Consider the following 26,740-nt stretch of genomic DNA (forward strand, 5'->3'; position numbering starts at 1 on the left):
CGGTCGCGCTCGAAGTGGGTTCGGACCAAGCTAACATGCGCCCGTGCCCAGCCCCACACCCGAACCGGCCGGCGACCCCAGTCTCGATCAGATCATCGATCGCGCCTTCCAGGACGTCGCCGACGTCGCCGACGCGATCGTGATGTTCGAAGCGCCGATCGGCGGGGTGGACGTCCCGCTGATCGTCGTCTGGCTGATCGCCGGCGCCGCCTTCTTCACGGTCTTCCTCGGCGGGATCAACGTGCGCGGCTTCCGGCACGCGCTTCGGATCGTCCGCGGCCTCGAAGACGAGGACGATGATCCCGGAGACGTCAATCATTTCCAGGCCCTGACCACGGCGGTCTCGGGGACCGTCGGCGTCGGCAACATCGCCCACGTCGCCGTGGCGGTCTCGGTCGGCGGCGCGGGCGCCGCCTTCTGGCTGGTGGTGGCCGGCTTCCTCGGCATGGCCTCGAAGTTCGCCGAATGCACCCTCGGCGTGAAGTACCGCCGCGACAACCCGGACGGCACCGTCTCGGGCGGGCCGATGTACTTCCTCGAGCGTGGACTCGCGGAACGCGGCTGGGCCCGACTCGGTCGTGGCCTCGCTCTCTACTACGGCGTCTGCGTGATCTTCGGCAGCGTCGGCGTCGGGATGTTCCAGGCGAATCAGGCCTTCGTGCAGTTCGTCGCCGCGACCGGCGAGACCGAGAGCTTCGCCTTCGGCCAGGGCTGGGCCTTCGGCGCCTTTCTGGCGGTGAGCGTCGCCGCGGTCATTCTCGGCGGCATCCGCGTGATCGCCCGCGTGACCTCCGGACTCGTGCCCGCGATGGCCTTCCTCTACGTCTCGACCGGCCTCTTCGTGATCGGCAGCAACGTCGATCGCGTCCCCGACGCGCTGGTCCGGATCGTGACCGAGGCGTTCTCTCCGGCGGGCGCCGTCGGCGGCGTGCTCGGCGTCGTGGTCCTCGGTTTCCGCCGCGCCGCCTTCTCGAACGAAGCGGGCATCGGCTCCTCGTCGATCGCGCATTCGGCGGTCAAGACGAGCGAGCCGCTGACCCAGGGCTTCGTCGCGATGCTCGAGCCCTTCATCGATACGGTGATCGTCTGCTCGATCACCGCCCTGGTCATCACGACGGGGCTGGACCCCGCGGTCCTGGGAACCGGTGCGGTCAGCGGTGTGGAGCTCACCTCTCGCGCGTTCGCCTCGGTCGTCTCCTGGTTCCCACCGGTCCTATCGGTCGTGGTCTTCCTCTTCGCCTACTCCACGCTGATCTCGTGGTCCTACTACGGACTCGAAGGCTGCGTCTATCTCTTCGGCCCGTCGAAGCGGATCCGCCTCGCTTTCAACCTGTTCTACTGTTTCTGCGCGATCGTCGGCTGCGCGACGACCCTCGCGGCGATCCTCAAGTTCTCCGACGCCATGATCTTCGCGATGTCCTTCGCGAACCTGATCGGCCTCTACTTCCTCGCTCCGGGTCTGCGGGCGGACCTCGACGCCTACTGGGCGCGGGTTCGCGCGCGACGCGAGACAGCTTGATCCTCCATCCAGAGAAGGAGCTCTCCATGACGACCCTCCGAATCGCCCTCGCCGGCCTGGCGCTCTTCGTCGCCGGGATCGCCCTCGCCGAAGACGCCCCGCGCCCGCAGATCACCATGGGCAACGGCGAGAAGAACTGGATCCTCGTCGACGGGCTCGAGCGCTCCGGGCGGACCCTCACCTTCCGGGAGGTCCATCTGGACGCGGGCGGCTGGCTCGTTCTGCACCCCTTCGAAGGCGGCAAGCCGAAGGGCGACATCTACGTGGGCGCGCGCTATCTCGCGGCCGGCACCCACAAGGACGTCTCGATCGACATCACGACCGCGCCGGAGCCCACCGCGGGAACCCCCTTCGTCGCGATGCTCCACAGCGACGTGGACGGCGACGAGACCTTCGACTTCGTGTTCGTCGACGGGGGACCGAACGTCGAAGACATCGCGGTCTTCGAGGGGACGACGATGGTCGCCCACGTGGTGAAGGTGCCCTGAGGACGGCGACCGCCCGAGCCGACTAGCGCTCTTCCGCAGTGACGCGGACGGCGCAGAACTTGAACTCGGGGATCTTCCCGTCCGGGTCGAGCTCGTCGAGGGTCAGGAGATTCGCCGCCGCCTCCCGGAAGTGGAAGGGCACGAAGACCGAGCCGCGACTCTCCCGGGTCGTGAGCCGCGCCGCGAGCTGGATTCGTCCGCGGCGGCTCTCGAGCATGATTCGATCGCCGTCTGCGATTCCGAGCTCCGCCGCGTCCTCCGGATGGATCGCGGCGAACGCCTCCGGCGCGAGGGCGTCGAGGGCGCTCGCGCGCCGGGTCATCGCGCCGGTGTGCCAGTGCTCGAGCAGGCGACCGGTGTTGAGCACGAAGGGGTAGTCGTCATCGGGCAGCTCCGGCGCCGCGGTCCACTCCGCGGGAACGAGCTTCGCCTTGCCGTTCGGCGTCGGGAAGCTCTCGTCGAAGAGGACGACGGGCCCCTCCTGCGTCGCCGGATCCGGATTCGGCCAGAGCTTGCCGTGGGGACCGAGGTTCTCGTGGCTGAGGGTCGCGTAGCTGCTCGTGAGTCCCGCCATCTCGTCGAAGATGTCCGAAGGGCTGGCGTAGTCCATCGGATAGCCCAGACGATTCGAGACGGCCTGGACGATCTGCCAGTCGAGGCGCGCCTCGCCGGGCAGGCGGAGCGCCGGTCGACCGAGCTGGACGCGTCGATCGGTGTTCGTGTAGGTCCCGTCCTTCTCGAGGTAGGCGCTCGCCGGCAGGATCACGTCCGCGAATTCGGCGGTCTCGGTCAGGAAGATGTCCTGCACGACCAGGAACTCCAGGTTCGCGAGGGCTTTCCGGACCTTGTTCACGTTCGGATCCGAGAGGAAGGGGTTCTCGCCCATGATGTACATGCCGCGAATCCCGCCCTCGAGGGCCGCACGGGTGATCTCGACGACCGTGAGACCCGGATCCGGCGACAGCTCGCGCCCCCAGGCCGCTTCGAATTTCGCCCGGACGTCGGGATCGCCGACCGGTTGATAGTCGGGGTAGACCATCGGGATCAGGCCGGCGTCGCTGGCACCCTGCACGTTGTTCTGGCCACGCAAGGGGTGGAGACCGGAGCCGGACTTGCCGACGTTCCCCGTCAGAAGCGCGAGCGAGATCAGGCAGCGGGCGTTGTTCGTTCCGTAGACGTGCTGCGAGATTCCCATGCCCCAGAAGAGGATGGCGTTCTCCGCTTCGCCGAAGACCCGCGCGACTTCGCGGATCGTGTCCGCGTCCACGCCGCAGATCTTCGCTGCGCGCTCGGGGTCGTACTCGGCGACCTTCTCGCGGAGCGCCTCGAAGTTCTCGGTCCGCTCGGCTACGAAGGTCTCGTCGACGAGCCCCTCCGCGATGATCACGTGCATCATCGCGTTGTAGAACGCGACGTCGGTCCCGGGCTTGATCCGACAGTGGTAGTCGGCGTGGTCGGCGATCGTCTCGCGACGAGGATCGACGACGATCAGCTTCGTGCCCTGCTTGCGGGCCTGCTTGAAGAAGGTGGCCGCCACCGGATGGTTGGCGGTGGTGTTCGATCCGGCGATCAAGGCGGCGCCGGCGTTTTCGATGTCGCCGTAGGTCGTCGTGACCGCGCCGCTGCCGATCGACTCGAGCAGGGCCGCGACGCTCGACGCGTGACAGAGCCGCGTACAGTGGTCGACGTTGTTGGTCCCGAAGCCGGCGCGGACGAGTTTCTGGAAGAGGTAGGCCTCTTCGTTCGAACACTTCGCGCTCCCGAAGCCCGCCAGGGCGTCGCCGCCGTCGCGGTCGCGGATCTCGGCCAGTCGAGTCGCCACGAGGTCGAGCGCCTCGTCCCAGGTCGCCTCCCGGAAGGCGGGCAGGACCTCGGCGTCGTCGACGATTCCGCCGGGCTTGCGACGGCCGTCGTGCTCGCCGCGCACGTCCTTCGAGAGGGCTCCCTTCGGATAGGCGCTCTCAAGCCGGATCAACGGCTTCGTGAGGCGCTGCGGATGGGCGGAATAGTCCCAGCCGTAGCGGCCCTTCACGCAGAGTCGGCCCTCGCTCGCCGAACCTCCGCGCCCCTCGGCGAAGACGATCTCGTTCGCGGCGCGATCGACGTGGTAGGTGAGCGCGCACCCCACGCCGCAATAGGGACAGACACTGTCGACAGGCTCGAGCTCGGTTCGCGGGCGGAGCGGGGCGTGGAGCGCACGATCGACGAGGGCGCCGGTCGGACAGGCCGCCGCGCATTCGCCGCACGAAACGCAGGTGCTCTCGCCCATCGGCTGGTCGAGATCGAAGGCGATCCTTGCGCCGTAGCCTTTGCCGGAGCGACCGATGACGTCGTTGCTCTGGACGTCGTCGCAGGCTCGGACGCAGCGATCGCAGAGGATGCAGGCCTGGTGGTCGACGTCGATCACGCGGGAGCTCGCGTCCTGCCCGCGCGGCGCGGTCTCTGCCGACGCGGGAAACCGCGCGCCGTCGACGTCGTAGCGGCGCGCCAGAGCCACGAGCTCGTTGTCTTCCAGGGCCGACTCGCGACGGTCCTCGGCCGGCACGCTCGGTTGGTCGCTCATGAGCAGATCGGTCAGCATCGCGCGATGGCGCTCGAGCTCGGGGGAGTCGGTCGTCACGGTCATGCCCGGCTGGCACTCGCGAACGCAGGCGGCGGCCTTCACCCGCTCGCCCACGTCGACGACGCACATGCGACACACGCCGACCGGATCGAGTCCGGGCGTGTGGCAGAGGGTCGGGATCTCGATCCCTGCGGCGGCGGCCGCCTCGATGATCGTCTGCCCCTCGTCCGCTTCGATCTCGAGACCGTCGATGGTGAGCTTCATCCTGCGTCGACTCCACCGCCCGGGCCCACGCGCAAGTCGAGTCCGAGCTCGGCTTCGAGCGCTTCGCGGCGCGTCCGCGGGACCCAGCCCGCTTCCTCGTATCCTCGCACGCCATTGTAGCCTCGGATCATCTCTTCGAGTCGAGCCGCCGGCAGCCGCGCACCGACGGCCGGACCGCTCGCCAGGGGCTCGTCGAGGAATCGCTTCGGGAGGCCGTCGTCCTCGGGACGCCACCCCTCCCGCTCGTTGCCCAGGCGTCGCAGGTCGACGACCCGGCGCGCGACCGCGTGGACGGCGTCCGCGTCCCACGCGTCGCCGGTCACGTCCCGGAGGATCTCCGCCGACTCCTCGAAGAGGTCGTCGAACGCACTCCGAACGAACTTGCAGAGCACCAGTGAATCGAGAACCGCGGCCCGGTCCTCCGCGGCGACGGCCGCCGCGACGGATCGCTCGTCTCCGTGCAGCCGATCGACCGTCTCCGAGAAATCCGCCTCGTAGGCGCTGCTGCGATTGTGATCGGCCCCGCGCGTGGAGACGGCGAGCCCCAGCGCCAGGCTCTGGAGCGCGCGCGGCTCGTAGCCCGGCATCTCGAGCCCCTTCACCTGCGGCGCAAGGTCGATGGCCCCGCCGCCGATCTCGAGGGCGAGCCGTCGCGATCCCTCCGCCAACCGGTCGCCCAGTCCTTCCCGGTTCGCGATCCGGTCGAGCCAGGGAAGGAGATCGTCCCCGAAGCGCGGACCCCCTTCGAGCAGGCCGCGCTCGCCGCATTCCATCGCGAACGCGAGCGTGCCCCCCGCCGAGATCGTGTCGAGGCCGAGCGCGTCACAGCGGGCCGAGGCGCGCAGGACCGCATCCGGGTCGTCGACCCCGACCAGCGGACCGAGCGCGAACTGGCTCTCGTACTCGATGCGCACGTCCGGCGAACCGTCGCGGGTGGTCGCGAAGCGCTGCTCGCAGCCGATCGTGCAATGGGCGCAACCCGCGCGACGATGGGAGCGCTCGCCCAGCCATCGTTCCGCCGCGAGGCGCTCCGCACCCTCGAAATGACTCGCCTGGAAGTTGCGCGTCGGCAGCGCACCGACGCGATCGAAGGCGAGCAGGTTCCCCACGGTCCCGAGCTCGCGGTATTTCGCAGTCGCCGGTCCCGCCGCACGGCGGCGCAGCCCCTCAGCCCGGCGTTCGAGGCTTGCGGGATCGGCCACGGGGGTCTCGACATCCCCCGCCACGACGAGCGCCTTCAGTCGCTTGGCGCCCATCACGGCCCCGAGACCGCCCCGCCCCGCGTGTCGCCCGTCCGCCGAGATCGTGGCGTACCGGACGCATCGCTCCCCCGCGACCCCGATCGCTGCGACCCGCCCTTCCCCCGCGAGCGCGGCCGCGGTCTCCTCCGCCGAGCGCCCCCACGACCGCGCCGGCCGGAGTTCGCCCGCGACCCACTCCGAGGGCTCGTCGCACGCGCCGATCACGACGATCGCGTCCACCCCCATGCGCTTGCCGGCGATCGCGAAATGACTGCTCGACAGCGCATCACAGACGAAGCCCGTGAGCGGCGACTTGGCGACCACCGCGAACTTTGCGCTGGTCGTGAGGCCCGTCCCGACCAGGGGTGAGAACGCGAAGACGAGCGGCGCCTCGGGCGAGAGCGGATCGAAGCCGCCCTGCGACTCGTGCAGCAAGAGCCAGGTTCCGAGACCGACGCCTCCGAGCACGCGTCGGGGGACGTCTTCCGGAAGCACTCGCGTCTCCGTCGTGCCGCGGGTCAGGTCGATGCGGAGGTAGCGGCCGTGGAAGCCGGACATCGCTAGCCCCCGGCCTGGGCGTCGAGGACGCTGATTCGCTCGCCCGGCCCGATCGGCAGCGAGAGGTCACGCACGAGATCGCGGCCGCCGATCGACACGAGATGGGCGCGCGCCACGCGATCGCCCTCGACGAGCGAGAGGTCGCGCCCCCGCTCGACGCGGGCGAGCACCTCGCCCAGGGAACCCACCGGCACGTCGACGACCACGGGTCCGCCGACGAGAGCGGCGCGACCCAGCAGCTCGACCTCGCAGCGCGCTCCCGGATCTACCATGCCCACCGCCTCCAGGTAGGCCGCAGGCGTATTGAATCCCTGCCACGGCGGTCGCCCCGAATCCCACTCCGTCGTCTCTTCGATCGCGACGTACTCGAGCGCTTCGAGGAGCGCGAGCGGCCGCGCGCGGTCCGCCGCGAGGAGACGCTCCGCCGTCGCGAACGCCGCCTGCGGATAGACCGCCGACAGGACCTGGACGTGCCCGTCGGCGACCGGCGCGCAGGCCACGCGCCGTTCCAGCATCGACGCGACCCAGGCGGACGAGAGGAAGGGCGCGTCGGTCGCCGTCACGAAGGCGTATTCCGCCGAGATCGCCGCGAGTCCGTCGCGCAGTCCCGCGAGCGGACCGCGCTCGGGCTCCCGATCCCGGACGACCCGCGCCTCGAGGGGCGGCAGATCGAGATCCGCCGACGTCACCACGACGACCTCGTCCACCACCGGGCGAAGGCGGGCCACGACGTGCTCGACCATCGTCCGCCCGCCGATCCAGGGCAGCCAGGCCTTCGCCCGCCCCATCCGCGACGACCGTCCCCCGCAGAGCACGATGCCCGCCCGCGTTCCGGCTCCGACCGACACGACGAGCCGTTCGGCTCAGTCGCCGTCGGTCGCGCGCGCGACCTCGGGGAAGCGATCGAGGATCGAGAGGAGCGGCCCGAGCGCGACCTGCCCGAGGCCGCAGATGCTCGTCTGCTGCATCGTCTCGTGGAGCGAGCGCACGAGCGCTTCGTCCTCCGCCGAGACGCCCTCGCCCTTCGAGAGCAGGGCCACCGCCTTCTCCGATCCGACGCGACAGGGCACGCACTTCCCGCACGACTCGTTCCGGAAGAAGCGCGTGATCGAGCGACCGACGTCGAGCAGGTCGCGGGACCCGTCGACGAAGACCGCCGCGCCGGATCCGAGCATCGTCCCGGCAGCCGCGAGGGCATCGAAGTCGAGGGCGAGGGTGAGGGCCTCGGGACCGAGGAAGTTGCTCGAGGCGCCGCCCGGTGCGACCGCCGCGAGGGTCGCCCCGTCCTTCACGCCGCCGTGGGCTTCGAGCACGTCGCCCAGGGAGACCCCGACCGGGAAGAGCGACACCCCCGGCGCCGCGACGTCCCCGCTCACGGAGAGGAATTTGTGACCCGCGAAGTCGCCGACGCCGAGCCCGTGCCACCAGTCGACGCCGCGGTACACGATCGAGACGACGTGGACCAGCGTCTCGACGTTGTTGATCAGCGTGGGCAGTCCGTCGAGGCCCGCGTTCCCGGGAAAGGGCGGCTTGTTGCGCGGCTCGCCCCGACGATCCTCCATGCACTCGAGGAGCGCGGTCTCCTCCCCGAGGATGTAGCCCCCGGGCGAGACGAAGATCTCGACGTCGAAATCGAATCCCGACCCGAAGAGGTCGCGACCGAGGCCCCCTGCGGCCCGGGCCGCTTCGAGCGCCGCTTCGAGTCGGAGGCGTTCGGCGCCGTACTCGTGGCGGATGAAGACGATGCCACGCGAGGCGCCCACGCAGTACGCGGCGATCGCCATTCCTTCGAGGACGAGGTGCGGCACGTCGTGGAGGAGCTCCCGGTCCTTGAAGGTCCCAGGCTCGCTCTCGTCGGCATTGCAGACGACGATCTTCTCGTGCGCCGTCTCCGCCGCGACGAGCGACCACTTCCGCCCCGTCGGGAAGCCCGCCCCGCCCATCCCTCGGAGTCCTGCGCCATCGAGTCGTTCGATCGGGTCGGTCTTCGAGCCCGCTTCGACGACGCTGCGGAGTACGCCGAACGAAGCGAGCTCGCCCGCCGCATAGGGATCGGCCTCGGGCCAGCTTCGCACCGGTCGCGGAACGGCCTCGCTCGCGTCGGCCGCGACGGCCGTCAGCACGGCGTCCTGGTCGGTCACGTCGAGCACGTGGTCGCCCAGGGCGGCCGCCGGCGCCGCGTCGCAACGACCGAGGCAGGAGACTTCGTGCACCTCGAAGGCCGGCGCGCCCTCGCCTCCGGCTGCGCGGGATCGGAGGCGTTCGCAGGCTGCTTCACCGCCGGCGAGTCGGCACGAGAGGTCGCGGCAGACTTCGACGATGGGACCGACCGGTCGCTCCCGCCGGAAATGCGTATAGAAGGTTGAGACGCTCTCGATCCGGTGGAGCGGGACGCCGAGTTCGGTGGCGAGCGCCTCGAGGCGATCCGGCGGAAGCCACCCCTCCTCCTCCTGGAGGCGGAGGAGCGCGCGCACGATGCCATGCGGTTCGGGGCTCAAGACGGGACTCCGGCTTCGCGCGGGGCGCGGTAGATCTCGCGCGAGTCTAACCCATCGAAGGGGCCGGTTGAGGGCCTCGCGGCGCACGCCCCGGCCGAACTCGAAGTGCGTTCGCGTGTGCCCCGCGCGCCGGCCAGACGGTCTACCGTCTGGCCGCCATGGAAAGAGCCGGAAGCGACGACGCCCTCTTCGAACGCCAGGACACCGAGACGCGGGAAGACGCGGAGACCCTCGCGATGACCTGCACGCCCTACACGGGCGGCCCCTGGAATCCGGACCACCAGCACGGTGGCGCGGTCTCCGCGCTCGTCGCCTATGCCGTCGACCGGATGCCGAGCCCGGTCCCGATGCGAGTCGCGCGCCTCTCCCTCGACATGTTCCGGGGCGTGCCGCTCACGCCGCTCCGGGTCGAGACGCGGGTGACCCGGGGCGGGCGACGCATCCAGGGGCTCGAGACGACGATCTACGACGGCGACACGCCGGTCACCCGCGCGACGGCCCTTCGGGTCCGCACGGAGGACGACCTGGCGGAGCTCGACGCGCCGCTCGCCTCGGCGCCGGATCTCGGGTCGCCGCCCGAGGTGGTGCCCGAGTTCGCGATGCGAAGCGGCTTCATGCGGATTCCGCCCTTCGTGATGGCCTGCGATCTCGTGCCCGGCCACGCGAAGGTGTGCGGCGAGCCGGCGTTCACCTGGGCGCGGCTGCGTTGCCGCGTCGTCGCCGGCGAAGAGACGAGCCCGCTCGTCCGACTCGCAGCGGTCGTGGACTTCGCGAGCGGGACCGGCAACGCGATGGACTACACGAAGTACACCTCGATCAACCCGGACCTCTCCATCCACCTGGTCCGCGCGCCCCGTTCGGCGTGGGTCGGCCTGCGCGGAATCACCACCCGCTCGCCGGACGGGATCGGTCAGAGCAGCGCCACGATCCACGACGCCCTGGGCGAGATCGGACGCGCGAACGCCACCCTGCTGCTCGACCGTCGTTAGCCTTGGGCGGCGTGCGGAGCGCTAGAAGCCCAGCCGCAGGCCAACGCCAACCAGATCGACGTCCTGGGTGAAGAACTGGCCGTCCGGGGAGCGGCCGTGGTAGTAGCGCGCGAAGAACTCCATGTTGCGCACTGCCTCAGGCTCCTCCGCGAGGCGAAGGCCCGCGAGCACCGCGACCTCCGGAACCCAGTCGTTGGCCTGTCGGATCTGGAGGTCCGTCGCAAAGATCGGCGTCAGCAGATCGCTCGCGAACGAGACCGGACTCGTGAGCTCGAAGCCCCACTGGCTGAGGAAGGGGTCGTAGTCCGGGGACGCGTTCGTGTAGAAGCCGATCCCTCCGTAGAGACGCAGCCACTCCTTCACGTCCCGGGAGACGAGTACGTCGATCACCTCGTAGGACACGCTCTCCCGTTCGAGGCCGTTCTCGATCAGGAATTCGTCGCCGAGATGCGAGCTGGTGTGCGAGATCCGAGCGAGTGCCGTCCCGTACTCTCCCTCGTACGCGAACGTGAAGGCGACGAAGTAGTCCTCGTTGCCGAGGTCGAAGGACTGCGCCGTCATGTCGAAGATCGCGTCGACCATCGCCTGGAGCCCGAACTCCCAGCGCCCCCAGTCGTACTCGGGGCTCTGGAAGAAGGCGAAGCTCTCCCCGAAGCTGACCTGGGCGACGCGGTCGAAGTCGTCGGTTCCCAGGCGCCATTGGTGGGAGGCGGAGAACCGGGGCCAGCGCAGATCGGCGACGAGCGGGTCGAAGAACTCGTCCGACGGGAAGAGCACGTACTCGTCGACCGGCTCGGTGGACGCCGATTCCGACTCCTCGGCCGCGACGGCGGCGGGAAGGGACACGACGAGGGCGAAGAGCAGAATCCGGAGAGCGGGAAGGCGGGGCGCGATCACGGGCTGAAGATACCCTCAGTCGAGGTCGTCCGCGTAGTAGTAGACGCCCCATTGCCCGGAGGTCTCGGAGACCGAGAGCTTCATCTTCTGGATCTGGGTCTTGCCGAAGCGCTCTCCGATCCGCCGGACGAGCTCACGACCGATCCAGGTCGAGAGGTTCTCCGCCGAGGTATTGTTGATCGGCAGTACGATCACCTCGTCGCTGGGCGCCAGGTAGTGGGCGTCGCGGTAGACGACCTCGGTGTGGCCATCGTCCCGTTCGTCGATCTTGAGCTCCGGATGCTCCCCGGGCAGCAGCCAGTGCTCGTCGAGGGAGTCGCAGAGCTCGCGGATCACCGGCTTCACGAGGATGAAGTCGATCACGATCCCCTTGTCGGTCAGCTCCCCCTCGATCTCGGCGTCGACGTGGTAGTTGTGACCGTGGAGTCGTTCCTTCGACCCGTCGGGGAAGATGAGGAAGTGCGCACAGGAGAACTTGAAGTACTCCTTGTGCAGATGGATGGCCCAGTTCTCGGTCGGCATCTCCGGATTATAACGCCCGCCACGCCCACTGACCCTCCGGCGCCTTGACCAGGCGCGTCTCGAAACGGACAGTCTCGGTCATGCCGCCCGAAGCCGATTCCTACGTCCCGCGCATCCTGGGCGTTCTGAACCTCTCGCCGGAGTCCATGGTCTCCGAATCGATCGCCGAGGGCGACGAGGCGGTCGCCGAGCGCGCCCGTCGTCTGGCCGGGACCGGCGCCGACTGGATCGATCTCGGCGGGCGCTCGATCACGCCGGACGCCCCGATGGTCAGCGACGAGACCGAGCAGGCCCGCCTCCGACCGGCCCTCGCGCTGCTGAAGACCCCCGGAGCCGACCACTTCCGCGAGCGCGTCTCCGTCGACACATGGAGTCCGGCGACGGCGCGCTTCGCCCTCGAGCACGGTGCCGATGGCGTGAACTACACCGGAGGACCGCTCCCGGGAGAGATGCTCGAAGCGGTCGCCGCGAAGGGGGCGACCCTCTTCGTGACCTTCATGCCCTACGTCGACGCCTACGCGATGCGCGACGCCCCGCCCGCTCCGGTCGGCCTCCAGGCCGTGCTCGACCACCTCGGGCCGAAGGTCGAGGCGGCGCGCGCCGCGGGCGTCGAGGAGCTCGTCCTCGACCCGAACCTCGGCATCATCCACCCGACGACCGACGATCACCAGAAGATCCATCAGCAGCTCGGGATCATCTGGAACCTCGATGTGCTCCGGCCGCTGGGCTGCCCGATCCTCCTCTATGCTGCGCGCAAACCGGAACGCCTCGCGCGGATCATGACTGCATCCGCGTGCCTCCACGCACGCGCCGACTACATCCGAACGCACACCCCCGAGATGATCTGGCGACTCCACGGGGGCTGCGCCTAGCACCGGAGTCCCGCTCTCGCTCCGGATGGGCGGACGGACCGACGCCGAGCGTCGAACGTGGGAGGCGACGAACGCGAAATGACCCAGGAACGCTCGAACGGAACCGATCTCGAAGGACGCGTCGCGCTCGTGACGGGCGCCGCCCTGCGATCCGGGCGCGCCCTCGCGATCGCCTTCGCCGACGCCGGCGCGGACGTGATCGTGCACTACCACCGGAGCCGCGACGCGGCCCTCGAGGTCGTCGACGAGATCGAGGCGCGTGGCCGGCGCGGGTTCGCCGTGTCGTTCGACCTCGCCGACCCGGAGGACGTTGCCTCGGCCATCGCCGAAGCCGTGGAAAGCGCCGGCGGTCTCGACATCCTCGTGAACAACGTCGGTTCGATCGTCTGGAAGCGTCTCGACGAGCTGACCGCCGAAGACTGGAAGACGTGCCTCGAGGGAACCCTGCTGGCGACGCTCCATGCGAGCCAGGCCGCGCTCCCCGCTCTGCGCGCGAGCGGGCGTGGACGGATCATCAACATCCTCGACGCCGACGCGGACGCAACGGACCCGGTCCCCTACGCCACCGCCTACAAGATCGGCAAGCGCGGCAGCTTCACGCTGACCAAGACGATGGCCGTGATGGAAGCGGAGCACGGCGTGACCGTGAACGCCGTCTCGCCCGGGACCCTCGAGGACTCGGTCGAGAAGCCCGCGCTCGACAGGATTCCGGCGGGCCGATACGGAACCTACGACGACGTCGCGAACGCCGTGCTCCACCTGGCGAGCGACGCCGCCGCCTACGTGACCGGTACACAGGTCAAGGTCTCCGGCGGCTACCTGATCTAGCGCCGCCGGCGCCCAGGCCTCGCGCGACTACGCCGCTCGGACCACGCCTCGCGGACTACACCTCTCGGACTAGACCTCTTGAACAAAGGGCAGCTGCGACACCGCCTGCCCGGTCAGCCGACGCCAGGCGTTCGCCACGGCCGGACCGATCGGCGGCACGCCGGGCTCCCCGACCCCGGTCGGGTCTTCCGTCGACCGGATGATCGCGACCTCGACCTCGGGCATGTCGTCGATCCGCAGGTTCTTGTAGCGATCGAAGTTGCTCTCGCGAACGAGACCTCCTTCGTCGAGATGGATCTCGCTGTAGAGCGTGGCCCCGAGGCCGAACCCGATCCCGCCTTCCATCTGGGCCCGGATCACGTTCGGATTGACCGGCACGCCGCAATCGACCGCGCACCACACGCGCCGCACCTTCGGCCGATCGACCGGCTGACGCGCGCGCTCGACCTCGACGATCTGTGCGACGAAGCTCCCGAAGGACTCGTGGACCGCGACCCCGAACGCCGTGCCCTCTTCGGGCCGTCGACCCCAGCCCGCGATCTCCGCCGCCCGTTCGAGCACGCCGCGGTGCCGCGGCTTGTCGCCGAGAAGCGCGAGCCGCCCCTCGACCGCGTCCTGTCCGACGGCCTCGAGGAGCTGGTCGATGAAGGCCTCGACCGCGAATCCCGTGTGGGTGTGACCGACCGAACGCCACCAGAGCGTCGGCACGCCGGTCGGCATCAGGTGCTGCGTGACGCGCAGGTTCGACGTCGCGTAGGCGAGGTTGTCCGCGCCCTCGACGATCGTCCGATCGATCCCCGACGTCTTCCCCGGGCGAAAGGGTTGCGCCGCGATCGTCTGGTCCCAACCGACGAGACGACCCGCGCGATCCATCGCGCCGCGCACGCGGTGGGCCACGATCGGTCGGTAGTAGCCGCCGCGTACGTCGTCCTCGCGGGTCCACTGGAGCTTCGTCGGGCGGCGATCCGCGGGCCCACCGGGCTGTGCCTTGAAGACGGAGCCCAGCTCGTGGATGAAGTGCGCGTCCCAGGTGGATCGACGACCGAAGCTCCCACCCGCCATCTCGATGTCGAAGCGTACGTCCTCTTTCGGGAGACCCATCTCCGCCGCGAGATGCGGATGCTCACGACCGGGCCCCTGGGAGGCGAGCGTCGCCAGCACGCCCTTCGGATTCTCCGGGTCGATCTCCAGGATCCCGTCGAGCGGCTCCATCATCGCGTGCGCCAGGAACGGAAAGGTGAACTCGGCCTCCGAGTAGACGACGTCGTCGCCGGCGGCCGCCGCGGCCAGCGTCGCGTCGACGTCGCCCGCCTCGACCGCGACCTCCCCCGCTCGCCTCGTCGCCTCGAGGAATGTCGCCTTGATCTCGGCGCTCGACCGGGTCTCGGCCTCGGAGAAGTCCCACTCGACCGAGAGCGCGCGACGGCCCTGGATCGCCGTCCACGTCTCGCTCGCGTAGACCGCGACGCCGGCGGGCACCTCCTCGACCGCAACGACCCCGGGCACCTCGAGGGCCTTCGTCGCATCGAAGGACGCGACCTTCGCGCCGAAGGCCGGCGGTCGCTCGATCATCACGACGAGCATGTCGTCCTTGTAGACGTCGATCGTGAAGCGCGCCTGTCCGGTGCTCTTCGCGAGGGTGTCGATCCGCGGAAGCTCCTTCCCGATCAGGACGAAGTCCCTCGGGTCCTTGAGCACGGGCGTTTCGGGAACCGGTCGCTTCGACGCGGCCTCGGCGAGTGCCCCGAAGCCACTCTCGCGACCGCTCGTCGCGTGGCGTACGCGGCCGTCGGAGACGGTGATCTCCGACGTCGGGACGCCCCAGGTCTCGGCCGCGGCTTCGACGAGCATCTGCCGCGCGGTGGCCCCGGCCTGGCGCATCTGCATGTAGGCGTTCCGGATCGCCGTGGAGCCGCCGGTTCCCTGAACGCCTCCGAAGAGCAGGTTCCCGAAGCGCGCATCGTCCGCGGGCGCCGCTTCCGCGCGCATCTGCGCCCAGTCCGCGTCCAGCTCCTCGGCGACGAGGGTCGCGAGGCCCGTGTACGGCCCCTGCCCCATCTCCATGTGCTTCGAGACGAGCGTGACCGTGTCGTCGCCGGCGATCCGCACGAAGGCGTTCGGCTCGAAGACGAGACCCGGATCGACGTTCGCGTTCACGATCGCGGGCGAGGGCGCTTCGTCGTTCGCGCAGGCGCCGAGACCGATTCCGAGGACGAGGGCGCCGCTGCCCTTGAGGAAGCTTCGACGGGAGAGGTCGGAGATCGTCTCGCTCACGAGGTCGCCCCCTTCGAGTCGGCCGCGTCGCGGACCGCCTGCCTGATCCGCGCATAACAGTTGCAGCGGCACAGGTTCCCGGCCATCGCGTTCTCGATCTCCTCGTCCGAAGGAGCGGGCTTCGCCTCGAGCAGCGCCACCGCCGACATCACCTGACCGGACTGGCAGTAGCCGCACTGCGGCACGTCGAGGGCGACCCAGGCGTCCTGCACGGCTTTCGCACTCGCGCCTTCGACCCCTTCGATCGTACGCACGTCGGCGCCCTCGACCGAGGCGACCGGCGTGACGCAGGCGCGCTGGGCGCGGCCGTTCACGTGGACGGTGCAGGCGCCGCACTGCGCGATTCCGCAGCCGAACTTGGTGCCCGTCAGGCGGAGGCGGTCCCGCAGGACCCAGAGCAGCGGCATGTCCGCCGGGACGTCGAGCTCGTGCTCTCGACCGTTGACGCGAAGCTTCATCGGTTGGGCCCTCGGCGCGTGGGAGACGCGCGTTGGAGGTCATGGGAGGTTCGAGCGGAGGTGCGTGGTCGGGGTGGTGGGATTTGAACCCACGACGCTGAACCCCCAAAGTTCAGGCTCTACCACTGAGCTACACCCCGACGCGCCGGCGATACTACCCGATCGGGACGGCGATCCGGGGAGCGTGCCCCGGCTGCTCGCGCGGCGCGGCGCCGGAGACGTCGCCCCCCGGGCGCCCGACGTGACCCGGACGCGCCCACGTGGGAAGGGCGGCCTCGTCGATTCGTCGCCGGAGTCGGGCTTACGGCCGGAAGGCCGCTCGAGGCCGACCCCTGCCTCGGTTCCCCCGGTGCAGGAATCTCCACACACGAGGGCGTCAAGTCGCGCTCGACACCGGCCGAACCACGCTTCATGGACGCGCACGAGCGAAGCCAGGAGGGCGAGCCCGCATCGGCGCACGGCGACGTCACCCACTTGCGCGTGCTCCACGTCGAAGACGACCCGGTCGACGCGGAAGTCATCGCTCGCTGCCTTCGGCGACCGAGCGAAGAGCGATTCGTGGTCGAACGGGTCGAGACGCTCGCCGAGGCGCGCGACCGACTCGCCGAGGACGCGTTCGACCTCGTCGTGCTGGACCTGTCTCTACCCGACAGCTTCGGGGAGAGCACGCTCGACGCGATCCTCGCGACCGGAACCGACGCCGCCGTCGTCGTGATGACGGGCTTCGACGATGCCGAGCTGGGTCTCGATCTGATCGTGCGCGGGGCCGAGGACTTTCTCTCGAAATCGGATCTCGTCGTCGAGCACGTCCCGACCTGCTTCCGCTTCGCGGTGGCTCGGCACCGCGGTCGCGCCGCGGTGGAGCGCGCTCGGCGCGATGCCGAGGACGCGTCCGAAGCCAAGAGTCGCTTCGTCGCCTCCATGAGTCACGAGATCCGGACGCCACTCAACGCGATCATCGGCATGGCCGACCTCCTCGCCGACGCGGACCTCGCACCCGACCACCGGCAGTACGTCGAGATCTTCCGGCGCTCCGGACGCAACCTCCTCTTCCTTCTGAACAACGTTCTCGAGCTCTCGTCGGTCGAGTCCGGCCAATTCGAGCTTCACGAAGCCCCCTTCGCGCCCGCCGAGATCGCGCGAGCGGCGGTCGAGACCTTTGCCTACGCGGCGCACAAGAAGTGCGTGAACATCGCGATCGATCAGAGGGCGCCTTCCCACCTCATCGTCTCGGGGGATGCCGACCGCATCCGGCAGGTACTCGTCAACCTGGTCGGGAACGCCGTCAAGTTCACGGACCACGGACACATCCTGACGAGCGTGGACTACGTCGAGCACGGCGACGGAGAGGGCGAGCTGATCTACCAGGTCGAGGATACGGGCCCCGGCGTACCGGAGGATGCCCTGGAGTCGGTCTTCCGATCCTACGTCCGAGCGGAGCACGGCGCCGAGATCAAGGCGGGGACCGGCCTCGGTCTCGCACTCTGCTCGGAACTCGTTCACCTGATGGGCGGTCGGATCTCCTTGTCGTCGGTCCGCGGCGAGGGCGCACGCTTCCGCGTCACCCTGCCGGTCCCGAAGCTTCCGTCGTCGCCCTCCGGCGTGCGCCGGATCGATGGACGAAGGGTCGTCGTGGCGGCCCCGGCGACCGTGGAACGCGGCGTGCTGGTGCGCAGCCTCGCGGACCGCGGCGCCGCCGTGTCCACGGTGAGCTCGATCGGGGAATGGCCCGATTCCCCGGACCAGGAGTCGATCGACGCCCTCGTCGTCGATTGCCGCATGGAAGGCGGGGGGCTCTCGCTCGCGGAGCAGGTCGCAGGGTCTCTCGAGGCGAAGATCGTCGTCTTGCTGCCTCTCGACCACCGACGCGCCGACGTCTCGCGCTGCCGCGCGTTCGGGGCGACCGCTCTGCTGCGCCCGGCGGACGTCGATGACATCTGTCACGCGCTGAACGGCGAGGAACCGGACGAGCCGGTCGTGGGCCTGCCGGACGAGGCGACCGCTCAGCCGCCGATGCGCGTCCTCCTGGCAGAGGATTCACCGGAGAACCGCACGCTGATCGAGGCCTATCTCGCCGGGGACACGTTCGAGATCGTCGTCGCGGAGAACGGAATCGAGGCGGTGACCGCCGCGTGCCCGGGCGTGTTCGACGTGATCCTGATGGACATGAACATGCCCGAGATGGATGGCCTCGAGGCGACGCGCGCCATCCGCGCCTTCGAGAACGAACGAGGGTTGACGCGGACGCCGATCCTCGCGCTGACCGCCTACGCGTTCGCGGAGCAGGCCGAGGCCTGCCTCGAGGCCGGGTGCGACGCGCACCTCTCGAAGCCCATCACCAAGCGGGAGCTCCTCGACGCCCTCGCGATCCGGGGGCGACGCGCCCTCACGGTCGCGGACGATCACGACATGGCCGACCTCGCCGACGACTACCTCGCCCAGCGACTCGTCGACGTCTCCGAGATTCGCACCGCGCTCGCGGCGGGCGACCTCGCGACGATCGACGTGCGCGGACACAACATGAAGGGGACCGGCGTGGGCTACGGATTCCCGATGGTGAGTGCGCTCGGTGAAGCGATCGAAGCGGCGGCGAGGGCGGAGGATCGCGCGGCGATCGAACCGCTGACGAATCAGCTCGAGGCGTTCGTCGCGCGCGCGCTGCCGACGGAAGACGAAGCGGTCAAGACCGAGGGCACCGGCCCGCCGCCTTGAGCGCGCGGGCCCTCGGGGCGCGACCAGTTTCCTGGATCGCGTGCGCCCGCGGTTCGGCGCAGGCGCCGAACCGCCGAAGGACCTTCGAAGGGCCGAATCGCCCGCGGAGAACCGCCGAATGAGATCCGCCCCCCCTGCCCTCGACGAGACCTCCTTCCAGGCACCGCTTCGCGTCCTCCTCGTCGAGGACGATCCCGAGTACGTCCGGATCGTCGAACGCGCCCTCGCGCCGGCGGGCCGGACCGTCGAGGTCGACCACGTCGAGACCCTCGGTGCGGCCCTTCTCGAGCAGGACCGGGACCCCCGTGACGTGGTGCTGCTCGACCTCGCGCTGCCCGATTCCGATCCCGCGACGACGACGCGATCCGCCGGACGCCGCCTGGTCCGCTCGGCACCGGTGTTCGTGCTGACGGGCCGCGACGTTCGAGACGGCGCACTCCGGGCGCTCCAGGCCGGCGTCGAGGACTACTTCGTGAAGGACCAGCTCGACCCCGACACGCTCTCCGCGGTCCTGCGCCTCGCCGTACTCAGGCGGGCGGCCCGAACCTCCCACGACCGCGGACGACGCCTCGACGCCGCCGCGTTCCGGGACGCCTTGCGGAATCGGATCGCTTCACGCGTCGACGGCGAATCGCTGCGCATCAACGTCGTGGAGCTCGACGGCTTCTCGACTTCGCGAGAAGCGCGGGGCGAAGCCTGGGCGCAGCGCATCATGCGCGAGGCAGGCGACGCACTCGTCTCGGCCGTCTCGAAGGACGGGATCGTCGGGGAGCTCGGAGAAGGCGTCTTCGCCGTCGTCGACGGAGATCGGGAGATCACGGCCCCCTTCGCCGACGGTGCGCTCGAGGAAGCGATGGCGCTCTCGCCGGAGGTGTCGCGCGGCGAGCAGCGGGACCTGACGGCCACCTGCGGCCACGTGTGCGTCCCGGAGCACGGAGCGCACCCGTCGTCGCTGCTCGCAGCGGCGCTGGAGCGAGCCCGAAAAGCGGCTCGCCCGCCGAGCGTTCGCCGCGGCTCGCCGACCGGGTCCCGAGCCTAGGACGGAACGGTGAAGGTGAACGTCGTCCCATGACCGCGCCTCGACTCCAGGTAGATCCGACCGCCGTTGCGTTCGACGATCTTCTTCACGATCGCGAGGCCGAGCCCGCTCGCGTCTTCGCCGGAGCGGGCGGCGAGTGTCTGGAAGATGAGGAAGACGCGCTCGTGGTGTTCCGGAGCGATGCCGACCCCGTCGTCCGCGACACGAAACTCCACGTGGTCGCGCACGCGATCTGCCGACACACGGACGGTCCCGCTGTCCGCGCCCATGTGGCGGATGGCGTTGGAGATCAGGTTCTGGAAGATCTGGTGGAGCTGGACACGCGGATACGAGACCTCCGTGAGCTCTCCGACCTCGATGGCGATCGAGGGCGGCGCGTCGATCGACTCGATGACTTCGTGGACGAGCGCGGAGACGTCGAGGCGCTCGGCCTCGACCGGATGAGTCGCCGCGCGCGAGTAGTCGAGGACCCCGTCGATCATGTTGTGCATTCGCCCGACGCGCTCCGTCAGCATCGCCAGCTGCTCGCGACCCTCCGCGTCCAGGCGGTCGCGCTGATCCTCCGCGAGAAACTGGGAGAGCGAGGCGATCCCCCGCATCGGCGACTTGAGATCGTGGGACACGACGTACGCGAACTGCTCCAGCTCGCGATTCGATCGCTCGAGTTCCTCCGCGCGACGCGCCAACTCGGCGGTCCGGTCGTCGACGCGCTTGGACAGCTCCTCGTTGAGATCGCGAAGGCGATTCTGGACGTCGATCCGATCGCTGATGTCCCGAATCGCGGCCGTGACGACCATTCCGGCGTGCGTATCGAGGGGACTCAGGCTGATCTCGACCGGGAACTCGGTCCCGTCGCTTCGCAGACCGAAGAGCTCCCGCCCGGCGCCCATGGGCTTGGGAGCGGCGTTCGCCATGTATCCGTTGCGCTGCAGAACGTGGGCCTCGCGGGCGGCCTCGGGCACCAGCATCTCGATCGCCTGGCCGATGAGGGCCTCGCGCGCGTAGCCGAAGAGACTCTCGCAACGCGCGTTGACGAGCTCGATGGAACCGCCTGCGTCGACGATCACCATCGCGTCGGGCGCCGCTTCGAGCAAGGAACGGAAGCGCTCCTCCGCGAGCCGCCGCTCGTCGATCTGCGTACGAAGCGCATCGTTCGCGGTCGAGAGCTCCGCTGGATTCGGGATCGCGAGGATGCGCGGGATCATCGGCCACAACGCCGATGCGGTGAGCACCGACACCACCGCCGTCGCCCCCTTCACGACCCCTTCCGCGCGATAGATCGGATCCCACATCGTCCAGATTCCGAGCACGTGGGTCAGGCCGCAGAGAAAGATGAACGCGGCGAAGAGAGTCAGGACGTGGGAGTAGTTGAGGTCCGTACGTCGCCGATAGAGGACCACGAGCGCGACCGGAATCGAGAAATAGGAGAGCGCGACGACCGCGTCCGAGATCACGTGGAGCCACAGGATGTCGGGCTTCCACATGAAGCAGTGCCCGTGCGGCATGAAGCTCGACTCGAAGAGGTTCGCGAAGAAGTCGATGACTGCGGACATGGCATCCCCCGAGCGTCAAGTTGGGTCGATGTGCCGGGGGGGAGGTCGAGCGATCCGGATCCGTCGGAGCTCACGTGATTCCGTCGAGGAGGTCGGCGAGGAACGCCTCGCACTCCTTGACGCCGAACGGCTTCCGCAGGAATCCGAAAGCGTGCTGCGGTGTGGAGATGGGTAGCGCCGACATCATGGCGAAGCGAGCGGCGGGCTGCAGAAATCGACAGGATCCGAGCAACGAGTAACCCGACTCCGAGTCGGCGAGCATGAAATCCGCGAGCACCGCGTAGTAGTCGGCGGAGGCCAGCGCCGATCTGCCCTCCTCCGCGTCACGTGCCCAATCGAGGACGACGTCCGGATCGAGCTGGTGCAGCGCCCGAGCGATGAGTGGGATCACCATCGGATCGTCCTCGATCACGAGCATCCGCGGCGAGCGGAGGCGGGGCTGGACGACGACGGTCTTCGGGGGCGGTCGAAGGTCTTCGAGAGGTCGGGGGGACAAGGACATGCGGAGAACTCCTGAGTGGTCGTTTCCACACTGATCGGTGTCACTCGATCGCGTCCCCGTCCACGTTCGATCCAGTTGTCTGGACGCGAGACGCGCTCACCCGGACGCGGGCTTCGCCAGCCGATACCCCACGCCGCGAACGGACTCGAGGAGACCGCCCAGGGGCGCGAGTTTCGCGCGCAGGTTGCTCATGTGCGTGTCCACGGTCCGCGCGGAGATGGTGACGCCGGCCCACGCGAACTCGATCAGGCCTTCGCGCGAGACCGGCTCTCCGCGCCGAGAAGCGAGGCAGTGGAGGAGGCGGAACTCGTGCGGTGTGAGGTCGCAGGCCCACTCGCGATCCTCGGCTCGAATCACGACCTCGAGCTGCAGCGGGTCGAGCCTCAGATCGCTGAAGTGGAGTTGCCGATTCTCGCGATTCGCGTGCCGCAAGCGCGCCTCGATCCGCGCGCGCAGCTCCGTGCCGTCGAAGGGCTTCTGCACGTAGTCGTCGGCGCCCAGCTTGAACGCCTTCACCTTGTCGTGCGCGTCACCGCGCCCGCTCAGGAAGATCAAGGGCACGCTCTCCAACGCCTGATGGCTCCGGATTCGGGCGCATACGTCGAATCCATCCTCGTCCGGAAGCCCCACGTCGAGCAGGATCAGGTCCGGTACATGGGACACCACCTGGCGAACGCCGTCGGCGCCCGTGTCCGCGACGGACAGGTCGAAATCCGAACGGAGGCACCGACGGATCAGGTCCTGGGCTTCGGGAGAGTCCTCGATGATCTGGATTCGAAACACGATCGACACCTCGCCTTCTCCGCGTTCCCACCTGAACGGAATCGACCGCACGTCCAGCGGACTTTTGTCCGGATATCTGGTCACAGCCAGCAGCGGCGTTGCCGATGAGACATTCGGGTGTTTCATGGAGCGTTCGAAAGGTGAACCGTCCGATTCGTATTCTCGTCGTCGAAGACGATCCGGTTGACGCGATGACCCTCGAGCGGGCCGTCCGCCGGCGCGCCCTCGACGTGGAGCTCGATCTGGTCGAGTCCGCCGAGGCGGCGCTGGACCGACTCCGCTGCGGACAAGAGACCGGTTCACCGAACGCAGAGCGGCCGCAGCTCATCCTCGCCGACCTCCGCTTGCCGCGTCTCTCCGGGCTGGACCTGCTCGAACGCGTGAAAGCGGACGAAGCCGTTCGCCGGATCCCCTTCGTCCTCCTCTCGACGTCGATCCAGGACCTGGACGTCGCGGCGGCCTACGCGCTCGGCGCGGCGGGGTATTTCTCGAAGTCCGTCGACTTCGACGACTTCGCGGATACGGTCGCTGCCATCGTGGCGTTCGTCGGGCGCGCCGTCCTGCTCTCGCCCCAGGCCAACGTGCCCTGGTCCAGCTCACTGCCGGGCCGTTCGACTTCCCACTATCTGGAGGGCGAGCTCGTGGCCCTGATCCGGGAGGATCCGAGGACCTTCGACTTCATCCAGAACGGCGCGACCGACGGCTTGTGGTACTGGGACCTCGAACAGCCCGAGAACGAATGGATGAGCTCGGGATTCTGGACGACTTTCGGCTTCGACCCGGCCACGAAGCCGCATCTCACGGCGGCATGGCAGGAGCTGATCGACGCCACGGACCTCGAGGTCTCACGCGCCAACTTCGAGAAGCACTGCGAGGACCCCGCGCATCCCTACGACCAGGTCATCCGCTGCCGCCATCGGGACGGACACACGGTCTGGGTCCATTGCCACGGCATCGCGATCCGGGACCGCGAGGGGAAGCCGGTCCGCATGCTGGGTGCGCACCGCGACGTGACGGCGAGGGAAGTGGCCCGGCGGCGCGCCGAAGATGCCGAGGCCCGGCTTCGGGCGATCGCATCGGTGCTCGACGAGACGGACGAGACGCAGGCGAGCCCGCGCGATGCGCGACTTCGCGCGATTCTGGCGGCTGGCCCCGCAGACTGAGCGCGTCCGCCGCGCGCAGACGCGGCGGCGAGCGATTCGCGATTCCGGAATCGCCAGGATTCCGGATCGAATCTCGACGTTGCCAGCGCGCCGACCGCCCGAAACACCGAGCATCCAATGGGCCTTCGACCCCAGGGAGGGGGGGAATCGAAGGGCCACTCCTGCGAGGAAGCCCCGTGAGAACGTCCCTCTACCCGTCCTACCCTCCCTATCCGCCCTGCCCGCCGCGTCGACTCCTGATCGTCGAAGACGACCAGGAGCTGCACACCGTGCTCGCACGCTCTGCGCAGCGCCAGTGCCCGGACCTCGAGGTCGACTGGGCCTGCGACCTGGATACCGCGCGTCGCCTGCTCACGCATCATCGATACGACGCCGTGCTGGCGGACTACCGCCTGGGACCGAACGAGCGAGGAACCGAGATCCAGCGCTGGTGCCGGACGCGTCACCTCGCGCCACGCATCGCGATCATGTCGTCGACACCGCTCGCCGAGCTGATGGAGTGCGTGCCCGACGCATCGACGCAGCTGCTGCCCAAGCCGTTCACGACGCGCGAGTTCGGCGACTTCGTCGCATCGCTTCTCGACACCGCGCGCAGATCCGTACGATCCCGTCGCCCGCCGGCAGATCGGTGCCCCGGGTAGCCCATCGGACGCGTCGAACGCGGTCGCCCGATCTCGGGGCGTCGTTCGGCGCGCGACGCGGGGCGCCCGAACCGGCAGAGCGATTCGTCTCGCGCTAGGCGCTCGGGCCCGCGGGCGCGAAGGGTCCGTTCGCCAGCCACTGCAACAGATCCCGCAGCGCGTGCTGGTTGATCTCGTGGCCCATCGGATACTCGCCCCAGGCGGCCTGGATCCCGAGGTTCTTGAGCTTCTCGAGGGACTCGCGGCCGTTGTCGATCGCGACCATCGGATCCTCGGTCCCGTGGATGAGGAGCGTCGCGAGCTTCGCCCGGGCGTCGTCGTCCTGGAGCCCCTGGAGGATCAGATTCGGCAGCCAGGTCGAGAGCGCGACCAGCGCGCTGAATCGGTCGGGGCGCCCGAGCGCCAGGTCGTAGGCCATGACGCCGCCCTGGCTGAAGCCCATCACGACGAAGCGGTTCGGATCGATCGGATACTGCTGGAGCGCGTCCTCGACGAAGCCCTCCAGGATTCCGCGTGCCCCGACCAGCGCGGGCGCGTCGATCTCTCCGCCGGAAGAGAGCGGGAACCACGCGTAGGCGCGCTGGCCGGGCTGGGGCTCGAGCACGATCGGCCCCTGCGGACACAGGAACATCACCTCGTCCCCCGGCACGACCTGCGAGACCAGGGGCGCGATTCCGAGCAGATCGTGCGCGCTCGCCCCGAAGCCGTGGAGCGCCAGGATGGTCGGGAAGGGGCCCGACCCAGCGGGGATGTGCGCGGTGTGCATCAGCTCCATGAATCCGGTTCTTCCTTCTCTTTTGGCCAGCTGGCCAAGCCTCGCCCCCCTCCACGCCTGCGAGCGAAGGATATTCGAAGCCCTGCGGCGCGGAGGGTACAGGGCTTCGGGGCCCGTGCTATCCCTGCGACCCGCCGGCGGAAAGGCCGGCGTCGTACTCGAGAAAGATCGCCCATGAGCAACGCATCCACACCGAAGAGTCTCTTCCAGAAGGTCTGGGACGCCCACACCGTCCGCGAGCTGCCCTCGGGCCAGACCCAGCTCTTCATCGGCACCCATCTGATCCACGAGGTCACCAGCCCGCAGGCCTTCGCGATGATCCGCGAGCTCGGCGTGCCGGTCCGGTTCCCGAACCGGACCTTCGCGACCGTCGATCACATCATCCCGACCGACGACCAGAGCCGCCCGTTCTCGGACGAGCTGGCCGAGGCGATGATGACCGAGATCGAGCGCAACTGTCGCGACCACGGCATCCAGTTCTTCGGCCCCGAGTCCGGCGCCCAGGGCATCGTCCACGTGATCGGACCCGAGCTCGGCCTGACCCAGCCCGGCATGACGATCGCCTGCGGCGACTCGCACACCGCCACCCACGGCGCCTTCGGCGCGATCGCCTTCGGGATCGGCACGAGCCAGGTCCGCGACCTGCTCGCGACCCAGACGATGGCGATGGCCCCGCTCAAGGTGCGTCGCGTCGAGGTGACCGGCGAGCTCCGGCCCGGCGTGTTCGCGAAGGACGTGATCCTGGCGATCATCCGCGAGCTCGGCGTGAACGGCGGCGTCGGCTACGCCTACGAGTACGCGGGCGAGGTCTTCGACCGGATGACCATGGAAGAGCGGATGACCGTCTGCAACATGGCGATCGAGGGCGGCGCGCGCTGCGGCTACGTGAATCCCGACCAGACGACGATCGAATATCTCCGCGGCCGACGCTTCGCGCCGCCGGCGGACGAGTTCGACGCGAAGGCCGCCGAGTGGCTCGCGCTCGCCAGCGACCCCGGCTGTCACTACGACGACGTCGTCACGATCGACGGCGGGGAGATCGAGCCCTCGGTCACCTGGGGCATCCACCCCGGACACAACCTCGGCGTCACGGAAGCGATCCCCGGACCGGCCGAGGTCGACGACGAGGACCGCGCCGGCGTCGAAGAGGCGCTCGAGTACATGGACTTCGCCGCGGGTTCCAGCATCTCGGGCATCCCGATCGACGTCGCCTTCATCGGCTCGTGCACCAACGGCCGGATCTCGGACCTGCGCGAAGCGGCGAAGGTCGCGAAGACCGGCAAGGTCAAGGATGGCGTTCGTGCACTGGTCGTACCCGGGTCGGTCGCGGTCCAGAAGCAGGCCGAAGAGGAAGGATTGCCGGCGATCTTCACCGCCGCCGGGTTCCAGTGGCGGGAGCCGGGCTGCTCGATGTGCCTCGCGATGAACCCCGACAAGCTGCAGGGCCGCGAGGTCTGCGCCTCGTCCAGCAACCGCAACTTCAAGGGCCGCCAGGGCTCGCCCTCCGGACGCACGCTCCTGATGTCGCCGGCCATGGTCGCCGCCGCCGCGATCGCGGGCGAAGTGGTCGACGTCCGAAACGTGCAGACGGAAGAGTAGGA

22 protein-coding genes and 1 tRNA gene are annotated in these 26,740 nt (G+C 69.2%); 10 read left to right on the plus strand and 13 right to left on the minus strand.

All coding sequences use genetic code 11. From position 1 onward, the window contains the following. Nucleotides 1–43: 43 nt before the first annotated feature. Together NXI30_14710 and NXI30_14715 are read left to right on the plus strand one after the other, a co-directional pair. A complete protein-coding gene (locus tag NXI30_14710; GenBank protein MCR9095470.1) occupies nucleotides 44–1,519 on the plus strand; it encodes an alanine:cation symporter family protein in 1,476 nt (491 codons plus the stop codon). A gap of 26 nt (nucleotides 1,520–1,545) precedes the next feature. Next, the gene (locus NXI30_14715) at nucleotides 1,546–2,007 is read left to right on the plus strand and encodes a hypothetical protein (GenBank protein MCR9095471.1); all 462 of its coding nucleotides are present in this window, start codon (nucleotides 1,546–1,548) and stop codon (nucleotides 2,005–2,007) included. 22 nt (nucleotides 2,008–2,029) lie between these two features. Here the strand turns inward: NXI30_14715 and fdhF are convergent, their stop codons facing one another. The 4 genes from fdhF to NXI30_14735 are packed head-to-tail and all read right to left on the minus strand — an operon-like array spanning nucleotide 2,030 to nucleotide 9,131. After that, complete coding sequence (gene fdhF / locus NXI30_14720) at nucleotides 2,030–4,834, minus strand: formate dehydrogenase subunit alpha (protein ID MCR9095472.1); 2,805 nt, start codon at nucleotides 4,832–4,834, stop codon at nucleotides 2,030–2,032. Beyond that, nucleotides 4,831–6,633, minus strand: coding sequence for an aldehyde ferredoxin oxidoreductase family protein (locus NXI30_14725; protein ID MCR9095473.1), 1,803 nt, complete (start codon nucleotides 6,631–6,633; stop codon nucleotides 4,831–4,833). The genes fdhF and NXI30_14725 overlap by 4 nt, the downstream gene beginning before the upstream one ends. Nucleotides 6,634–6,635: 2 nt before the next feature. Then, on the minus strand, nucleotides 6,636–7,448 hold the full coding sequence (locus NXI30_14730; GenBank protein ID MCR9095474.1) for a molybdenum cofactor guanylyltransferase: 813 nt from the start codon (nucleotides 7,446–7,448) through the stop codon (nucleotides 6,636–6,638). Nucleotides 7,449–7,496: 48 nt separating this feature from the next. Further along, on the minus strand, nucleotides 7,497–9,131 hold the full coding sequence (locus NXI30_14735) for an NAD(P)H-dependent oxidoreductase subunit E (GenBank protein ID MCR9095475.1): 1,635 nt from the start codon (nucleotides 9,129–9,131) through the stop codon (nucleotides 7,497–7,499). Between the two features lie 158 nt (nucleotides 9,132–9,289). Between NXI30_14735 and NXI30_14740 the strand changes: the two genes are divergently transcribed. Continuing rightward, nucleotides 9,290–10,120, plus strand: a complete 831-nt coding sequence (locus NXI30_14740) for a thioesterase family protein (protein MCR9095476.1) — start codon at nucleotides 9,290–9,292, stop codon at nucleotides 10,118–10,120. Between the two features lie 21 nt (nucleotides 10,121–10,141). Here the strand turns inward: NXI30_14740 and NXI30_14745 are convergent, their stop codons facing one another. Together NXI30_14745 and NXI30_14750 are read right to left on the minus strand one after the other, a co-directional pair. Beyond that, the gene (locus NXI30_14745) at nucleotides 10,142–11,017 is read right to left on the minus strand and encodes a DUF1207 domain-containing protein (GenBank protein MCR9095477.1); all 876 of its coding nucleotides are present in this window, start codon (nucleotides 11,015–11,017) and stop codon (nucleotides 10,142–10,144) included. Between the two features lie 15 nt (nucleotides 11,018–11,032). Beyond that, a complete protein-coding gene (locus tag NXI30_14750; protein MCR9095478.1) occupies nucleotides 11,033–11,539 on the minus strand; it encodes a 6-carboxytetrahydropterin synthase in 507 nt (168 codons plus the stop codon). Between the two features lie 80 nt (nucleotides 11,540–11,619). Between NXI30_14750 and NXI30_14755 the strand changes: the two genes are divergently transcribed. Together NXI30_14755 and NXI30_14760 are read left to right on the plus strand one after the other, a co-directional pair. After that, complete coding sequence (locus tag NXI30_14755; protein MCR9095479.1) at nucleotides 11,620–12,411, plus strand: dihydropteroate synthase; 792 nt, start codon at nucleotides 11,620–11,622, stop codon at nucleotides 12,409–12,411. 78 nt (nucleotides 12,412–12,489) lie between these two features. Next, the gene (locus NXI30_14760; protein MCR9095480.1) at nucleotides 12,490–13,239 is read left to right on the plus strand and encodes an SDR family oxidoreductase; all 750 of its coding nucleotides are present in this window, start codon (nucleotides 12,490–12,492) and stop codon (nucleotides 13,237–13,239) included. 69 nt (nucleotides 13,240–13,308) lie between these two features. Here NXI30_14760 and NXI30_14765 read toward each other — a convergent pair whose 3' ends face one another. From NXI30_14765 to NXI30_14775, 3 genes are all read right to left on the minus strand, one after another. Continuing rightward, nucleotides 13,309–15,513, minus strand: coding sequence for a xanthine dehydrogenase family protein molybdopterin-binding subunit (locus NXI30_14765; GenBank protein MCR9095481.1), 2,205 nt, complete (start codon nucleotides 15,511–15,513; stop codon nucleotides 13,309–13,311). Then, complete coding sequence (locus tag NXI30_14770; protein MCR9095482.1) at nucleotides 15,510–15,971, minus strand: (2Fe-2S)-binding protein; 462 nt, start codon at nucleotides 15,969–15,971, stop codon at nucleotides 15,510–15,512. Before NXI30_14770 ends, NXI30_14765 begins: the two co-directional genes overlap by 4 nt. 65 nt (nucleotides 15,972–16,036) lie before the next feature. Then, a tRNA-Pro gene (locus NXI30_14775) sits at nucleotides 16,037–16,111 on the minus strand. Nucleotides 16,112–16,382: 271 nt separating this feature from the next. On the opposite strand from NXI30_14775, the gene NXI30_14780 reads away from it, so the two are divergent. Beyond that, nucleotides 16,383–18,683, plus strand: coding sequence for a response regulator (locus tag NXI30_14780; protein ID MCR9095483.1), 2,301 nt, complete (start codon nucleotides 16,383–16,385; stop codon nucleotides 18,681–18,683). Between the two features lie 118 nt (nucleotides 18,684–18,801). Further along, complete coding sequence (locus NXI30_14785; GenBank protein ID MCR9095484.1) at nucleotides 18,802–19,722, plus strand: response regulator; 921 nt, start codon at nucleotides 18,802–18,804, stop codon at nucleotides 19,720–19,722. Here NXI30_14785 and NXI30_14790 read toward each other — a convergent pair. The 3 genes from NXI30_14790 to NXI30_14800 form a co-directional block, all read right to left on the minus strand. After that, nucleotides 19,719–21,275: an ATP-binding protein gene (locus tag NXI30_14790; GenBank protein ID MCR9095485.1), complete on the minus strand. Its 1,557-nt coding sequence runs from the start codon at nucleotides 21,273–21,275 to the stop codon at nucleotides 19,719–19,721. The genes NXI30_14785 and NXI30_14790 overlap by 4 nt on opposite strands. A 70-nt stretch (nucleotides 21,276–21,345) precedes the next feature. After that, nucleotides 21,346–21,777: a hypothetical protein gene (locus NXI30_14795; protein MCR9095486.1), complete on the minus strand. Its 432-nt coding sequence runs from the start codon at nucleotides 21,775–21,777 to the stop codon at nucleotides 21,346–21,348. Between the two features lie 96 nt (nucleotides 21,778–21,873). Beyond that, nucleotides 21,874–22,569 (minus strand): response regulator transcription factor, encoded by a 696-nt coding sequence (locus tag NXI30_14800; GenBank protein MCR9095487.1) that lies wholly within the window; start codon nucleotides 22,567–22,569, stop codon nucleotides 21,874–21,876. Between the two features lie 131 nt (nucleotides 22,570–22,700). Here NXI30_14800 and NXI30_14805 point away from each other — a divergent pair, with 131 nt between their 5' ends. Further along, complete coding sequence (locus tag NXI30_14805; protein ID MCR9095488.1) at nucleotides 22,701–23,723, plus strand: response regulator; 1,023 nt, start codon at nucleotides 22,701–22,703, stop codon at nucleotides 23,721–23,723. A gap of 176 nt (nucleotides 23,724–23,899) precedes the next feature. After that, on the plus strand, nucleotides 23,900–24,364 hold the full coding sequence (locus NXI30_14810; protein ID MCR9095489.1) for a response regulator: 465 nt from the start codon (nucleotides 23,900–23,902) through the stop codon (nucleotides 24,362–24,364). A 94-nt stretch (nucleotides 24,365–24,458) separates the two neighbouring features. On the opposite strand, the gene NXI30_14815 is transcribed toward NXI30_14810, so the two are convergent. Beyond that, nucleotides 24,459–25,139 carry a prolyl oligopeptidase family serine peptidase gene (locus NXI30_14815; protein MCR9095490.1) on the minus strand — a complete coding sequence of 227 codons (681 nt, stop codon included), beginning with the start codon at nucleotides 25,137–25,139 and terminating at the stop codon, nucleotides 24,459–24,461. A 174-nt stretch (nucleotides 25,140–25,313) separates the two neighbouring features. On the opposite strand from NXI30_14815, the gene leuC reads away from it, so the two are divergent. Next, nucleotides 25,314–26,738, plus strand: coding sequence for a 3-isopropylmalate dehydratase large subunit (gene leuC, locus NXI30_14820; protein MCR9095491.1), 1,425 nt, complete (start codon nucleotides 25,314–25,316; stop codon nucleotides 26,736–26,738). Nucleotides 26,739–26,740 lie beyond the last annotated feature (2 nt).

The sequence above is a fragment of the bacterium genome, from assembly GCA_024742285.1.
Lineage (GTDB): Bacteria > Myxococcota_A > UBA9160 > UBA9160 > UBA4427 > UBA4427.